The 15,417-nt window shown below is 42.8% G+C and carries 9 protein-coding genes; 8 read left to right on the top strand and 1 reads right to left on the bottom strand.

All coding sequences use genetic code 11. The features are described 5' to 3' along the window. Nucleotides 1–555: 555 nt before the first annotated feature. From AC59JT_RS05430 to AC59JT_RS05405, 6 genes are all read left to right on the top strand, one after another. On the top strand, nucleotides 556–3,729 hold the full coding sequence (locus AC59JT_RS05430) for a SusC/RagA family TonB-linked outer membrane protein (protein ID WP_497396599.1): 3,174 nt from the start codon (nucleotides 556–558) through the stop codon (nucleotides 3,727–3,729). A gap of 19 nt (nucleotides 3,730–3,748) precedes the next feature. Next, nucleotides 3,749–5,284 (top strand): RagB/SusD family nutrient uptake outer membrane protein, encoded by a 1,536-nt coding sequence (locus AC59JT_RS05425; protein WP_497396598.1) that lies wholly within the window; start codon nucleotides 3,749–3,751, stop codon nucleotides 5,282–5,284. 104 nt (nucleotides 5,285–5,388) lie between these two features. Next, nucleotides 5,389–6,642, top strand: a complete 1,254-nt coding sequence (locus tag AC59JT_RS05420; protein WP_497396597.1) for a multiheme c-type cytochrome — start codon at nucleotides 5,389–5,391, stop codon at nucleotides 6,640–6,642. Between the two features lie 16 nt (nucleotides 6,643–6,658). After that, nucleotides 6,659–8,122: a glycoside hydrolase family 30 protein gene (locus AC59JT_RS05415; protein ID WP_497396596.1), complete on the top strand. Its 1,464-nt coding sequence runs from the start codon at nucleotides 6,659–6,661 to the stop codon at nucleotides 8,120–8,122. Between the two features lie 21 nt (nucleotides 8,123–8,143). Continuing rightward, the gene (locus AC59JT_RS05410) at nucleotides 8,144–10,378 is read left to right on the top strand and encodes a glycoside hydrolase family 3 N-terminal domain-containing protein (RefSeq protein ID WP_497396595.1); all 2,235 of its coding nucleotides are present in this window, start codon (nucleotides 8,144–8,146) and stop codon (nucleotides 10,376–10,378) included. A 15-nt stretch (nucleotides 10,379–10,393) separates the two neighbouring features. Beyond that, on the top strand, nucleotides 10,394–11,593 hold the full coding sequence (locus AC59JT_RS05405; RefSeq protein ID WP_497396594.1) for a glycoside hydrolase family 88 protein: 1,200 nt from the start codon (nucleotides 10,394–10,396) through the stop codon (nucleotides 11,591–11,593). On the opposite strand, the gene AC59JT_RS05400 is transcribed toward AC59JT_RS05405, so the two are convergent. Beyond that, a complete protein-coding gene (locus AC59JT_RS05400; RefSeq protein ID WP_497396593.1) occupies nucleotides 11,594–13,504 on the bottom strand; it encodes a 7TM diverse intracellular signaling domain-containing protein in 1,911 nt (636 codons plus the stop codon). It abuts the gene before it with no gap. 247 nt (nucleotides 13,505–13,751) lie between these two features. Here AC59JT_RS05400 and AC59JT_RS05395 point away from each other — a divergent pair, with 247 nt between their 5' ends. Further along, nucleotides 13,752–14,306, top strand: coding sequence for a sigma-70 family RNA polymerase sigma factor (locus tag AC59JT_RS05395; protein ID WP_497396592.1), 555 nt, complete (start codon nucleotides 13,752–13,754; stop codon nucleotides 14,304–14,306). A gap of 93 nt (nucleotides 14,307–14,399) precedes the next feature. Continuing rightward, nucleotides 14,400–15,377, top strand: a complete 978-nt coding sequence (locus tag AC59JT_RS05390) for a FecR family protein (protein ID WP_497396591.1) — start codon at nucleotides 14,400–14,402, stop codon at nucleotides 15,375–15,377. Nucleotides 15,378–15,417 lie beyond the last annotated feature (40 nt).

The raw sequence follows: 15,417 nt of genomic DNA, 5'->3' as shown, positions 1-15,417 counted from the left end.
GGTCAAAATTGATCAGCTAATTGGTCTATAAGCGGGCTATCGTTTAAAGAAAATACGATCCTTTAAAAGCTTGACGTAAATCTACAATAAATCCGGCAGAAACAGCTAGAAAGCACCAAAGAAAAACAGCCCAAAATGGCCATTTGTAACATTTATGGGACATAAATTTATAGCCAAATCATTTTTTTTCATATCGATTTAAGCGTATTAACAAGACCGCCAATAAGCACGTAAAAATGCATAAACATACTGTATTTGTGTTTTTTACATTAGCGCACAAAGCGTATTAAATATTTTGTAATATTTTAATTATCAGGCATTTATGAAATATTTTGTTGTTTTTGTGATATTACTTTCTATAAATTTGACCTAACAAAACAACCCGGCATATCCTATGCGCCAGGGCTTGTAACCAATTAGTACCGTTAATAAACCGTGAATAAAATGTACACACAAACTGCCTATGGCTGATGCGCCTATGATTCTTTTTTCCGTGGATTTTTCAGTCTGCCGAAATAGTCAAAAAGTAAAACCTAACAATTAAAAAACTTAATTATGACAAGAAAATTTCCTTTAATTATTTTAATGCTTTTCGCATGTGTTACTATTGCGTTGGCACAGAATACCACTGTAAAAGGTAAAGTGAGCGATAGCAAGGGGGAACCACTACCGGGTGTTACGGTTAGAGTAAACGGCACCACAAATGCCACCACAACTGATGCTAATGGCAATTATTCATTAAACGCTGCTGATAACAGCATGCTATCATTCTCTTTTGTAGGCTTCACCGCGCAAACAGAAAGAGTTGGCGCAGGCGGCATTTTAAATATTACCCTTGCCGACGCCATTGGCAGCCTTAACGAGGTGGTTGTAGTAGGTTATGGCGCGCAAAAAAAGAGCGTGGTAACCGGCGCTATCTCAGGTGTGCGCGGTACCGACCTGGAAAACCAACCGGTGACCCGTATAGAGCAATCATTACAGGGCCGTACTTCGGGTTTAACTATTTCAGTTGCATCGGGCCAGCCGGGAGCATCGTCAACGGTGCGCTTAAGGGGTCTTACCTCTTTCGGTAACGGCAAAAACGAACCTTTATGGGTAATTGATGGTGTTGTTATTGATAACGGCGGCATTGGCTACCTTAACCAGGACGATATCGAATCAATTGAAGTGCTTAAAGATGCGGCTTCGGCAGCTATCTACGGTACGCGAGCTGCTGCAGGTGTTATTTTGGTAAGCACCAAAAAGGGCAAAGCCGGTCGGATCAGCGTTAATTATAGCGGCTTTTATGGCACACAGGCACCAGGTAAAAAACTAGACCTTTTAAATGCCAGCCAATACGCTACTTTGCGTAACCAGGCCTTAATTGCAGCGGGCGGTACAGCTCTTTTCCCAAATCCTGCCGCACTTGGTGAGGGTACTGATTGGCAAAAAGAGATTTTTAACTACAACGCGCCCAAGCAAAATCATGAATTTAGTGTAAGCGGCGGCAGCGAAAAAGTTAACTTTTTCACTTCTTTCGGATATAACGACATACGTGGTGTGGTAGCATCAGCAGTTTCAAAATGGAACAGAGCGAACATCCGTATCAACTCCACCTACAAACCCGCTAAATGGATAAGCTTTGGCGAAAACTTAGGTTATAGCCATGCGGTTAGCTCAGGCATTGGCGAAACCAACCGTGAGTTTGGAGGTATGTTGAGTTCGGCTTTAAATCTTGACCCTATCACGCCGGCTGTTATTACCGACCCTACCGGCCAGGCCGCATTCTATCCGGTAGCGCCAACAGGCACGCAAAGCCCTAGCGCTGCGTATGCAGCCGCTACACGCAATGCACAAGGCCAGTTTTATGGTATTTCGCCCTATGTATTGCAGGAGATGAAGAACCCGCTGGCTGTTATGAAAAACAGGATGGGAAACTACAGCTGGGATCATAATCTTGTAGGCAACGCGTTTGCTGATATTGAACCTATACCGGGCTTACGTATCCACTCATCATTAGGTACTAAAACAGCGTTTTATGGCAGCGAAAGTTTCACGCCTTCGGTGTTCTACAATACAGCGACTTCTATCAATCCATCAAACATTACGCGTGTACAAAACTATGTGATCAACTGGAACATTGAGAACACAGTTTCATACAGTAAAAAAATTGCAAAGCATGATTTTACCATACTAGCCGGCATGGGCGAGTATAAAGATGGTAATGCCAGGGGCGGTACCGTTGTTTATCAAAACATACCTGCAACCAATTTTGACAACGCGTCATTTCAGTTCAACGCGTTGCCTGCCGACAGGCAAAACAGCAGCGGATCTGACGGAACAGATCACCGCATCAATTCATTATTCTCACGTTTGCAGTACAATTATGACGAAAGATATTTGTTAACAGCGTTGGTACGCCGCGATGGTTCATCAAGGTTTGGCAGCAATAATAAATTCGGTTATTTCCCATCTATTTCGTTAGGTTGGGTGCCAACATCCGAGTCTTTCTTCCCTAAAAATGATGTGTTGAACTTCCTGAAAATACGCGGTAGCTACGGTGTTACCGGTAATGATGGTATCCCTGATTTCTCTTATGTGCCGTTGGTTGGTCAGGGTGGTCAGCGTAACTATGTTTTTGGAAGTACCGAGGTTGTTTACATTGGTTACAGCCCGGGCGCTCCGGCAAACCCTGATCTGAGATGGGAGGAAACTTCACAGTTTGACATCGGTTTTGATGCTACCATCCTGAATAATTTAACCTTAACTGTTGATGCTTACAAAAAGAAAACAACCGGCATCCTTCAAAACCCTGCGATACCAGGCTATGCAGGTTACGGAAGTTTTGCGCAAAACTTTGACGATATTGAAAACACCGGTATCGAGTTTGAACTGGGCTATCGCAAAAAATTCGGCGAACTTAACTTTGGTGTAAATGGTAACATATCATTCTACAAAAACAAGGTTACTAAAATGCTGCCGGGTCAAACCTTCTTTGTTGATAATAGCGCGAGTTTTCAAACCATGGGTGATATAACCCGTACCGCTTTAAATGAAGCTTACCAACGTTATTTCGGTTATCAATCAGCAGGTATTTTCCAAACCCAGGCACAGATAGACAGCTATGTGGGTGCTGATGGTACCACTAAATTACAGCCCAACGCTAAGCCGGGTGACCTGAAATTCGCCAATTTGCAAAATGACAATATCATTGATGCAAATGACCGCACTTACCTGGGTAATCCAAACCCAACGGTTAGTTATGGTTTAACTCTTAACCTGGGTTATAAAAACTTTGACTTTACTGCTTTTGGTAGCGGCTCAGGCGGTAACCAGATATTCCAGGGTTTAAGGAGGTTGGATATTGCTGCGGCTAACTATCAAACCAAATACCTTAACGCCTGGACTGCCACTAATACAAACGCAACCCTGCCGCGTATAGTTAACGGCGACCCGAATGGCAACTACTCTAAATTCACAAGCCTGTACCTGGAAAGCGGTAATTTCTTTAAAATGAGAACCATACAGCTTGGTTACACGTTACCAAAAGCTATATCAAGCAAATGGGGAATGCAAAAACTGCGTGTATACGTATTAAGCGAGAACCTATTTACCATAACTAAATACAGCGGCTACGACCCTGAAATTGGTGTAAGCCCTGATGGTGGTGGCGGTGCTCAGTTTGGTGTTGACCGTGGGGTATATCCACAAGCCCGTGCGTTTCTGTTTGGTTTAAATGTTGGATTTTAATTAGCTAATTAAATAAATTATGAAAAAGAAATTTTTGTACTTAACAATGCTCGCTTTTGGCGCGCAGTTGGTAGGCTCCTGTAAGAAAGAACTGGATGTTAATCCACAAAGCCGTATTACGTTAGACACTTATTATAAAACACCGGCTGATGCGTTTAATGCGCTGGTAGCCGTTTATGACAGGTTTGGTTTCCAGGCTGGTGGTTTATATGACAAGGCAGCCATTATGGATGTTGCCGGAGACGACCAGTTAGCTGGTGGTGGCGGCCCTACAGATATCAATGACCTGCAGGTAACCGAGCGTTTTACATTAAGCGCTACAACAGGCCCTCAAGGCTATTTGTGGAACAGGGGCTATTCTGGTATTTATCGTGCCAACATTTTATTGTCGAAAATTAATGACATACCGATGGACGCCGCTACAAAAGCCCGTTACATTGCAGAATGTAAGGCAATGCGTGCCGCGTTTTATTTTGACCTGGTTTGGTTCTTCAAAAACATCCCGTTAATTGAGGGTATTGTTGAGCCTAAGGATCTGTATAACATTGAGCAAACTACGCCGGATAAGATCTGGGCTTATGTAGAAAAGGATCTGAATGAAGCAATACCTAACCTACCTATTACCGTACCTGCCGCTACCGAAGGTGGCCGGTTAACAAAAGGCTCGGCCCAGGCCTTATTAGGTAAAGTTTTGTTATATCAGAAAAAATGGCAGGCAGCTGCTGATCAGTTCGCGCCGGTGAATGGTACCGCTCCTGGTGTGTCACCATCAGTATACGGCTACAAACTGGTAGCAAACTATGCCGACCTTTGGAAAACATCGAATAAATTCAATTCAGAAGCCGTTATAGAATTTGTGCATACCACAAAATCAAACGGAGGCTGGGGAGATGCAGGTGCCAGCGAAGGTAACTTATTGTGCATTATTACAGGCCCGCGTGGTTATTCACAGATCGACGCTACAAAGTCGCCAGATTACTTTGCCGGATACAGCTTTTTGGTTGTAACTAAAGCAGCTTCAGATTTTATACATTTCGATCCACGTTATGGTGCAACTGTAGCTAACCTGGATAGTATAAAAGCATCAGGTTCGGCAACCTACACAGCTGGTTACAACAATACCGGCTATTTCCTGAACAAGTTTATTGGTCGTGTATCAAACAAAGCAGCATCCGGTCAAGCCGAGCTTAACTTCGGGCAAGATATGTATGAGATACGCTTGGCCGACACCTATTTGATGGAAGCTGAAGCATTATTAAATGCAGGTGCCGGCGTAGGTGCGGGCTCAAGAGCTTATACCTTGTTTAACGCAGTTAGAGCACGTGTAGGTTTAGGCCCTATCGCGGTAACACAAGATAATATTGAAAAAGAAAGAAGGCTTGAGTTTATGGGTGAAGGTCAACGCTTCCCTGACTTAGTACGTTGGGGTAAAGCTGCAACTACCTTAAGTTATAAGGGCTTTATGGCGGGGCGTCATGAAATATTCCCGATTCCCCAAAATGAGCTTAACAACACGAAGCTTAAGCAAAGTAAGGAATGGGGTGGTTCCCTATAATTGGTAAACTAGCTTGGTTTATTGGTTTTCAGAAGGCGGCCTCCCGGCCGTCTTCTGATATTTTACCATATGTTATTGCCATTAGTGCATCAGTATAATTGTTTATGAAGGGAAGTATCCGGTTATTCATAGTTTTAAGCTCGGGCATTTTGTTTACGTTAGCCGCATTCCTTTCGCAATGCACGGATCAAAGCGAACAAAAACCTGATCTGCGTGGCGATGCCTATGCCAACGAAACAACCTGTGCCAACTGCCACAAAAACATCAACAACAGCTATGTACACACCGCGCATTTTAATACTTCGGGCACTATTACAGGCAATAAACTAAATACCGAAGCTATGGCTGATGCACATAGCTTTATTTTTAACGATAGTTTGAAAATAACTATTGATAAGCGTGCTGATGGTTTATACCAGGCCGCGTACTTCAACAATAAACAGGTGCGGACCGAACGCTTCGATGTAGCCTTTGGCGCAAATGTAAAAGCCCAGACCTACGGTTATTGGAAAGGTAACAGCCTAAACCAATTGCCCCTATCCTATTTTAAAATTATAAACAATTGGGCAAACAGCCCGGGCTTCCCGGCCAATGGGGCTTATTATGACAGGCAGATCATATCGCGTTGTTTTGAATGCCACGCTTCATTTGCCGAAAAGAAATTTGTACAAACCGGTCCAACTTCTATTGGCGAAGAATTTAATAAAAACAGCATCGTGTACGGCATCAACTGCCAGCGGTGCCATGGCCCCGCAGCCCAACATGTTCAATTCCAAACAGAAAACCCAACTGTAAAAACTGCTAAATACATTACCTCTTATAAATCATTAAGCAAAGATTTAAAAGTAAACATGTGCGCGGTTTGCCATAACGGTAACGATATAAAGACAGAAAGATCAACTTTCGGTTATAAACCGGGTGATGATCTGGCCGGTTTTTATGACCCCTACGGGCGTGCTAACACGCCGGACGTACATGGCAATCAAACTTCATTATTAACTGCCAGCAAATGTTATATCAATAGTGCTAACCTTACCTGCACAAGCTGCCATGATGTGCATCAGCAGGAAAAACATGATCCATTACTTATCGCACAAAAATGTTTAAGCTGCCATAAAACAGAAACGCATAACTTTTGTAAAATGGCCCCGGTGTTGGGCAATGCTATCACCACAAAATGTATTGACTGCCATATGCCCACAATGCCATCAAAATTGATCTCATTTAAAATGTCGGCGCAAAATCAAAAGTCGGCCTACTTACTGCACACCCATCAAATAGCGGTCTATCCTGACCAGACCCGGCAAATCATATCATTACTAAAAACAGATAAAAAGAGCGACCAACATCGCCATTAAAAATACTTAGCTATTTATGAAAAAAACTAGAACTCCTTTTTTTACGGCAATGTTTATGGCCGTTGTAGCAACCGGCAGTTGCCAGAAAAAGCAACCTGCAACGGGCGGCACAGATATTACGCCTCCCCCGGTAGTTAACCCTATCGTTAAAACCGATGTAGCGATGTGGCTAACCCAACCCGACAAAAGTTCCTTATTTCAAAAACAAAACACTGCCTTGCTTTTTAACGCGGGCACAAACTCAAATCCAACAATTACGGTTGATACCACTAAGGCCTATCAAACTATTGATGGGTTTGGTTACACGCTTACTGGCGGCAGCGCAACGCTGATTAACAACTTACCGGCCGATCAAAAAGATGCTTTATTAAAGGAGCTGTTTGCAACTGATAGCACAAAAATTGGTGTGAGTTACCTGCGGATAAGCCTAGGCGCATCCGACCTGAGTGCCACTACTTTTACTTATGATGACCTCCCCGCAGGGCAGACAACAGATAACGACCTGCGATATTTTAGTATCGCTCAGGAAAAAACAGACCTGATACCTATCCTGAAAAAAATTATTGCTATCAATCCAACTATAAAAATATTATCATGCCCATGGACCGCCCCTACCTGGATGAAAACCAACAACAGCTTTAGGGGCGGTAGCTTAAGCACCAATTGCTATGATGTTTACGCGCGGTATTTTGTAAAGTACATTCAAGCCATGAAAGCCGAGGGTATTACTATTGATGCCATTACACCGCAAAATGAGCCGTTAAACCCTAACAATACCCCAGCCCTTGTGATGCAGGCAACAGAGCAGGCCAATTTTATAAAAAACAATTTGGGCCCACAGTTTAAAGCTGCCGGCATAACTACCAAAATCATAACCTATGATCATAACCTTGATCGTACCGACTACCCATTAACAATTTTAGCCGATGCCGATGCTAAGCAATACGTAGATGGTTCGGCATTTCATTTATACGCCGGTAGTATCACCTCCATGTCGGCCGTGCATGACGCTTATCCCGACAAACACGTCTATTTTACCGAGCAATGGGTTGGCGGCCCGGGCAATTTTGCCGGCGATCTTTCATGGCATGTCAATAATCTTATTATCGGCGCTACCCGCAACTGGAGCCGCAATGTTTTAGAATGGAACCTGGCTGCCGATGCTGCGTACGGCCCGCACACCGTAGGTGGCTGTACTACTTGCTTAGGCGCGCTAACCATTGGCCCCAATACCGTATCACGTAATGTGGCCTATTATACTATAGCGCACGCATCAAAATTTGTACGCCCGGGTTCGGTACGTATTGACTCCAATACACCGGATAACTTGAGCAACGTTGCCTTTAAAACTGCCGATGGCAAAAAGGTTTTGATCGTTTTAAACACTTCTACGGCTCTGCAAAACTTCAATATAAAATTCAACAACAAAATAACTACTGCATCGCTTGGTGGCGGCTCGGTAGCAACGTTTGTTTGGTAGCCTTGAAACCTATACTTTAAAATGAAAAGACACACGCTACTCTTAATAAGTCTCATACATTTAAGCCTTACCTTATCAGCGCAGCAAGTAAAAAAGGCTGATGCCATTGACCTAAAGGTCAAAACTCTCCTTTCTAAAATGACGCTGGAAGAGAAAATTGGCCAGCTTAACCAATACACCAGCGACCGTTTAGCCACCGGTCCGCTTACGCCTAACAGCAGTAAGTTTAATGAGATCAAAGCAGGCAAAGTAGGTTCTATGCTTAACGTAAAGGGTGCGAAAGAAACCCGCATGGTGCAGGAGTTGGCTATGCAATCGCGCCTTAAAATACCGCTGCTGTTTGGCCTGGATGTTATACACGGATACAGGGTAACCTTCCCCGTTCCACTGGCAGAGGCTGCAAGCTGGGATCTGGGCCTGATTGAAAAATCTGCCAGGATAGCAGGCGCAGAAGCAGCTGCCGCCGGTGTACACTGGACATTTGCCCCGATGGTTGACATAGCCCGCGACCCGCGCTGGGGCCGTGTGATGGAAGGGGCCGGCGAGGACCCTTATTTAGGCTCACTAATTGCCGGTGCACGGGTAAAAGGTTTCCAGGGTAAAGGTTTGGGTAGCCTGGATGCGATAATGGCCTGCGCCAAACATTTTGCCGCTTACGGAGCTGCCATAGGTGGTCGCGATTATAACACAACCGATATGAGTGACCGCATGCTTTGGGAGGTGTACCTGCCGCCATTTAAAGCCGCGTTAGATGCGGGCGCCGCAACTTTTATGAACGGTTTTAATGATTTAAACGGCGTACCGGCTACAGGCAATAGTTATCTGCAACGCGATATTTTAAAAGGAAAATGGGGCTTTAAAGGCTTTGTAGTGAGCGACTGGGGATCGATAGGTGAAATGGTGAACCATGGTTTTGCGACTGACAGTAAGCACGCTGGCATGCTGGCTATCAACGCCGGTAGCGATATGGATATGGAGAGCCATAGCTACATTGCCAACCTTACGCAATTGATTAAAGAAAAGAAGGTATCTATTGCCACAATTGATGATGCGGTAAAACGCATACTGCGTAAAAAATATGAGATGGGTTTGTTTGATGATCCTTATCGTTATAGCAATGAGGAGCGTGAAAAAAGCACGTTAAACTCAGCCGAAAACAGGAATGCTTCCTGCGAAATTGCAAAGCGAAGCTTGGTATTATTAAAAAACGAAAATCAAACGCTGCCGCTTTCAAAAACGTTGAAGACCATAGCGGTAATTGGCCCTCTGGCTAAATCAAATATCGATATGATGGGCTTTTGGTCGGTTAAGTGGGATAATGATCATTTGGTATCGCCTTATGAGGGTATAGCAAACAAAGTCGGCAAAAACACCAAACTATTATATGCACAGGGCTGCGATGTAACGGATACTTCAAAAGCAGGTTTTAGCGAGGCTGTTTCAACCGCTATGCAGGCTGATGTGATAGTGCTTGCCGTAGGCGAACGGTTTGACATGACCGGCGAGGCTAAAAGCAAAGCAAACATCCATTTACCGGGCGTGCAGGAAGACCTGATAAAGGCAATTAAAGCCATAGGAAAGCCGATCGTTGTTCTGACCATGTCTGGCAGGCCGATGATCTTTAATTGGACTGCAGACCACGCTGATGCCATATTGCACACCTGGTGGCTGGGCAGTGAGGCCGGTAATGCAATGGCTGATGTATTATTTGGCGACTATAACCCTTCAGGTAAATTACCTATTTCGTTCCCACGATCTGAGGGGCAGATACCGGTTTATTATAACTATAAAAATACCGGCAGACCATCAAGCAATGATTATGGTACGGGATATAAATCAGGCTATACCGACCTACGGAATAGCCCACGCTACGCTTTTGGTTACGGGCTAAGCTATACGCAGTTTGAATTATCAAACCTAAAACTTGATAAAACAACCATTAAATCCGGCGAGAGCATCAAAGTAACCTGCACCCTTAAAAACACTGGCAAATATGCCGGCGAAGAAGTGGTACAACTTTACCTGCGTGATGAGGTTGGCAGTGCTACACGCCCTGTTAAAGAGTTAAAAGCATTTGAAAAAGTTCACTTAAACATAGGCGAAAGTAAAACATTAAGCTTTGTAATCAACAAAGAAAAACTATCCTTCTACGATCAAAAAATGAAATGGACCGCAGAGCCAGGTACTTTTGAAGTGATGGTAGGTAACTCATCTGATAACATTGCATTGCGCAGTAAATTTGAACTTATACCATAATAGCTGATCACCATAATGAAAAAGATAATAATACTATTATTTGCCATTAACACCACAATGGCATATGCGCAACAGGATGTAAAAAAGGGCTTCAAATTTGCCGAGGAACAAACAAGTGTTTTACTACAAGCAACGGCGGATACCAAAACAAAAACCAACAAACCCAATCTGGTAACCCCACGCACTGTTGACTCGCAAGGCAACCTGGTACTAATATCATCAAAAGACTGGGTAAGCGGTTTTTTTTCAGGCGAGTTGTGGTACCTGTATGAATACACGCACAATAAAAAATGGCTGGATGCCGCTAAAGACTTTACCGCTAAAATAGAACCCGAACAGCATAACAACGATAGCCATGATGTTGGCTTTAAAATTTACACCAGCGTGGGCAACGCCTATCGCCTAACACATGATGCGCGTTATAAAGATGTGATTATAACAGCCGCTAAAACTTTGGCTACCCGTTTTAACCCGACCGTAAGTTCTATAAAATCATGGGATGGGCGCAAAGAATGGGGCTTCCCGGTTATTATAGACAACATGATGAATCTGGAGTTACTATTTGCCGCAACGCGTTTATCCGGCGATTCGAGTTTTTATAAGATCGCGGTTACGCATGCCAACACGACGCTCAAAAATCATTTCAGGGCTAATAATAGTTCATATCACGTAATCGACTACGACACCGCCACAGGCCAGGTGCTGCACCGCCAAACCCACCAGGGATATGCTGACGAATCTGCCTGGGCCAGAGGGCAAGCGTGGGGACTGTATGGTTTTACCATGTGCTATCGTGAAACCCACGATAAAAAATACCTGGCGCAAGCCGAGCGTATTGCCCAATTCATACTTAATAACCCTACCCTGCCCGCTGATAAGATACCCTATTGGGATTTTAACGCGCCCAACATAACAGACGAGCCGCGCGACGCATCGGCCGCTGCTATTATGGCGTCGGCCTTGTATGAGTTGAGTTCTTACAGTCCAAACGCTAAACTTTATAAAGCAACCGCGGATAACATCGTAAACAATCTTACCGATAATTATACAGCCAAAGCAGGCGAAAGTCAGGGATTTATCTTACTGCACAGCACAGGCCACAAACCAGCCAACAGCGAAATTGACGTGCCTATAAGCTATGCTGATTATTACTACTTGGAAGCATTAACCCGCCAGGACAGGTTAGGCAAAGGCCAGCCTGTTATAAAACAATAATTACATTACAAGGGCAACCCAACCCTGTTGGGCCCCTCTTTTCCTGGATTTCTTTTGCTCGCTCAGTACCTTTTTTATGCGGATGGCGTACGCCCAACAAGTACTTTGCCTGATACCGATCTTTTGTGATAGCTGGTAGGATGATATAGTGCCTTTGCTGGTATAAACCAGATATACGATATAAAAAGCTTTGTTTATCGGGATTCGGTTATTTTCGAAAATTGTGTTGTGCATTGCCGACTCTTCATAACTGCACTTAGTACAACGGCGGCTGTATGGCCCCCTCCCTGCCGAGTAAGTATCATGACTGCATCGGATACATTTGTAACCATTCTGCCATTTCAGATCGGATAAAAATTTATTACAGCTTTCCTGGTCGGGATATTTTGCGCTAAACTCTTCAAAATTAAGTTCGGTTGATAGGGCCCTTGCATCTGTAACCTTTTCTATATCATCCTTTAGTTTAACATTATCCTTCTCCAGCAAAATATTCATCCTGTTGATCTCGGCAGCCTGCAATTCCAGCTGGCTATTGCTGCTTGCCAACAATTGGTTTTGCTGCTCAATAGTTTGCGATTGTGTCAGGATCTCTTCCGTTTTCTTTACAACCTCTTTGGTTCTTGCTTTTACCTGTAGTTCCAGTTCACGGTTAATGGTATCCTTCAACTCGTTGTTGATATGCATTTGATGAATGGTTTCGTCAAGCGCCTCGTCTTTTTCTTTCCGCATAATGCGCACCTGGTCGCCAATAGCAAATGACAAGAACAACATTTCAACCACGAAACAAAAACCGATGCTGTAATAGGATAAAAATTCGGGCAAGAAATAAGCATAGCCCAAGGCCGTAATTGCCTTAACTATAAAGCCGGTAAATAACACCGCATAAGCCAATACAAAAAACCTTGCAGGCTTAAAGCCCCTTCGGTATATATTAATACCGGCAATAAAAGCTACTGAAAGCGGGATAACTTCAATGAACTTATAAATAAACAGGCCATTATTAAACAGCAAACAGTACAGAAAATAAACCGTTCGCAAAATCAACACAACATTGATGGCATGATAAAGCCGCGTTGATTTTGTTTTTACCTGTAACAGCTCTTTGGTAAATATCAGTGCAAACACACTCACCAAATACATGGCTATGCCATACACATAGCCATTCAACTTGGGGTTGTTAGGCCATATATATTGGAATGCTATGCCATCTACGCTCATTTCATATATGGCAACGCATATAATGTATATTACATAATACAGGTATTGCTTTTTCCGTATCGCGGTAAACATTAGCAGGTTATGAAAGCAAAATATCAATACCATGCCATAAAATAGCCCGAAGCTGAAATACTCTAATAAAGCGTATTGAATAAAGTAATCAACCGTGCGATACACAATGATCACCTTAACAGGATTTTTTGACCGGACTTTAAAATAATAAGTATGCTCGCCTTTGGAAGGGTCGGGGATCAAAAACTCAAAGTTTTTATGCAGAAAAAGGCGATCCGTAAATATACTGTTTGCCCCGGCGTAAGACATTTTATAGCCACCCTTGCCATCAGGAATGTATGCAGTGATCTCGTCGGTAGTTTGATCGAAAAACTCAAATAGACAATTTTCTTGGGTGATGGATTGCTCAAACCGCACTTTAATGCGATACCAATAAGCGTAAGTATCGGTATGGTTGCCGGGGTAGTAAGCCCTATTGTTTACAAATTTTTTATCCAGGCGCTTTACTTCATCAAAAGTTAATCGGTCACTTTTATCTTTCAGATAGTCTAATTCATCCTTGACAAATTTATGTTGTTTGACGGCGGTATCAATGCTTACCACTCGCTGCGCAAAAGCAATGTTATTCAAAAAAAACAGGCACGCAACACAAAGCAGGATCTTAAGACCAGGTATACGCATTAGTAGTACTATAAATCGGGTTTATTGGGTTTACAATTGTATTCAAATATAATCTATCTGCCGTAAAAAATGGCAGAATCACATACTATAATTACACGTAGCAATCGATTGTTAAAACACTATGAATAAGCTTATTTACTTATAGTTTTATTTTTGTTGTAACTAAAGGTTATCGTTTTATTTTAGTGCGACTGACTATTAAACCTTGATTAATTTTATGTTATATTCGTTTTAAAATAACCTATAGGTGAGCGCCATTCATTTACTTGATGATGAACAATTGACCGGTTTGCTGCAAAGCGGAAATGAATTAGCATTTACAGAGATCTACAACCGTTATTGGGATAAATTATATTACATAGCTCATAAATTATTAAAAGATACCGACGCGGCGGAAGAGATAGTGCAGGATGTTTTTTTTATTTTATGGAAGAAACGAGAGAGCTTAAATATTAAATCTCTGCCTGCTTACCTGGCCTCCATGGCGCGCTATTCTGTTTATCGCGCCCTATCTAAAGAAAAAAACTCCAGGAAACAGGAAGATATTATTAGCCGGCTGGGACTACAAACTGAAGAAATTAATATTGAGGACAAAATGTTGTTGGAAATAATTACCGAACTATCCAACAAGTTGCCCGAAAAATGCCGTTTGGTGTTTCAATACAACAAACTGCAGGACCGTTCGCTGGCTGATGTTGCTGAACAACTCAACATGTCGCAAAAAACGGCGGAGGGCCACCTCACAAAAGCCCTAAAGGTAATTCGCACCAGTTTGGGCGATATGATGACGTTTTTTCTATAACCTCCTTTTAATTTAAAAAAAAATCGTTTTACACCAAGGGTATTTTGTCCCGGGGCTACTCTATGTTATAAAATAGGGTAATAAAGATCCGGAATGAGTACAAACGAATTAAAACGCATTGCCGAAAAATACTTTGAAGGCACGGCATCCGAGCAGGAAAAACAACAGCTACATCAATGGTACGACACCACCAATGATGGTTGGGTTGAAGTGGTAAATACAAATTCGCCCGAAGACGAAGAACAGGTTAAACAGCGCATCTACAAAAACCTGCAAATAAGACTTCAACAGGAGAAAGAAATACAGCCTGCCAAAGTCAGACCGTTAAGACGCATGCTGCTACCGGTAGCTTCGGTTGCCGCTATTTTAATAGCCGGTTTATTAATTTTCCGGTCTGCCGATCAAGAAGTAATTCGTACCGACAAACACGTAGTGAAATCGCCATTAGATAAAGTGAGCCAAATTTTATTACCCGATGGTTCCAAAGTTTGGCTTAATGCAGGTTCGGTTCTTAAATACCCTAAAAGCTTTAAAGGCAAAGTGCGCGAAGTAGAACTGGTTGAAGGTCGCGCTTTTTTTGATATCAAACACATGAAGGATCACCCCTTCCTGGTTAAAACAAATAATTTACACGTTACGGTTCTAGGTACTTCATTCGATGTACGATCCTACCATCGCGAGGGAAAAACCAAAGTTAGTGTAGTTACCGGCAAAGTGGGTATAACTATGCCTGGCCAACCTGCCAAGCCAGCTATAATGCTGACCGCTAAACAAGAAATTGTACTTAATACAACCACTAAACAAGTTACTAAAGCTATAACTAAGGAGGCTGTGGTAAACCTGTGGTGTAAAGATGTATTGGTATTTGACCAGGAAGACCTGCGTAATGTATTTAAGGCTATAGAGAAAAAATACAACACCAAAATAGCGGTAACAGATAAAGACCTGCTGAAAGAAAAGATATCTATAACCCTGGGCAATCAACGCCTGGATACGATAATGGAGATATTAAGCTTCACTAAACACTTTAACTATAAAATGGCCAATGACAGTACAGTAGTTGTTAAATAAGGCAATTTGTTTCTTAGAAGCTAAGAAACAAAAAACCGGG

It is taken from the genome of Mucilaginibacter sp. A3364 (genome assembly GCF_059690715.1).
The sequence above is the reverse complement of the archived record's forward strand: the minus strand, read 5'-3'. Positions and strand labels throughout refer to the sequence as shown.

Bases quoted from the DNA above. Each gene is read 5' to 3' on its own strand.
- AC59JT_RS05430 (WP_497396599.1), top strand. From the start codon at position 556: ATGACAAGAAAATTTCCTTTAATTATTTTAATGCTTTTCGCATGTGTT.
- AC59JT_RS05425 (WP_497396598.1), top strand. From the start codon at position 3,749: ATGAAAAAGAAATTTTTGTACTTAACAATGCTCGCTTTTGGCGCGCAG.
- AC59JT_RS05420 (WP_497396597.1), top strand. From the start codon at position 5,389: ATGAAGGGAAGTATCCGGTTATTCATAGTTTTAAGCTCGGGCATTTTG.
- AC59JT_RS05415 (WP_497396596.1), top strand. From the start codon at position 6,659: ATGAAAAAAACTAGAACTCCTTTTTTTACGGCAATGTTTATGGCCGTT.
- AC59JT_RS05410 (WP_497396595.1), top strand. From the start codon at position 8,144: ATGAAAAGACACACGCTACTCTTAATAAGTCTCATACATTTAAGCCTT.
- AC59JT_RS05405 (WP_497396594.1), top strand. From the start codon at position 10,394: ATGAAAAAGATAATAATACTATTATTTGCCATTAACACCACAATGGCA.
- AC59JT_RS05400 (WP_497396593.1), bottom strand. From the start codon at position 13,504: ATGCGTATACCTGGTCTTAAGATCCTGCTTTGTGTTGCGTGCCTGTTT.
- AC59JT_RS05390 (WP_497396591.1), top strand. From the start codon at position 14,400: ATGAGTACAAACGAATTAAAACGCATTGCCGAAAAATACTTTGAAGGC.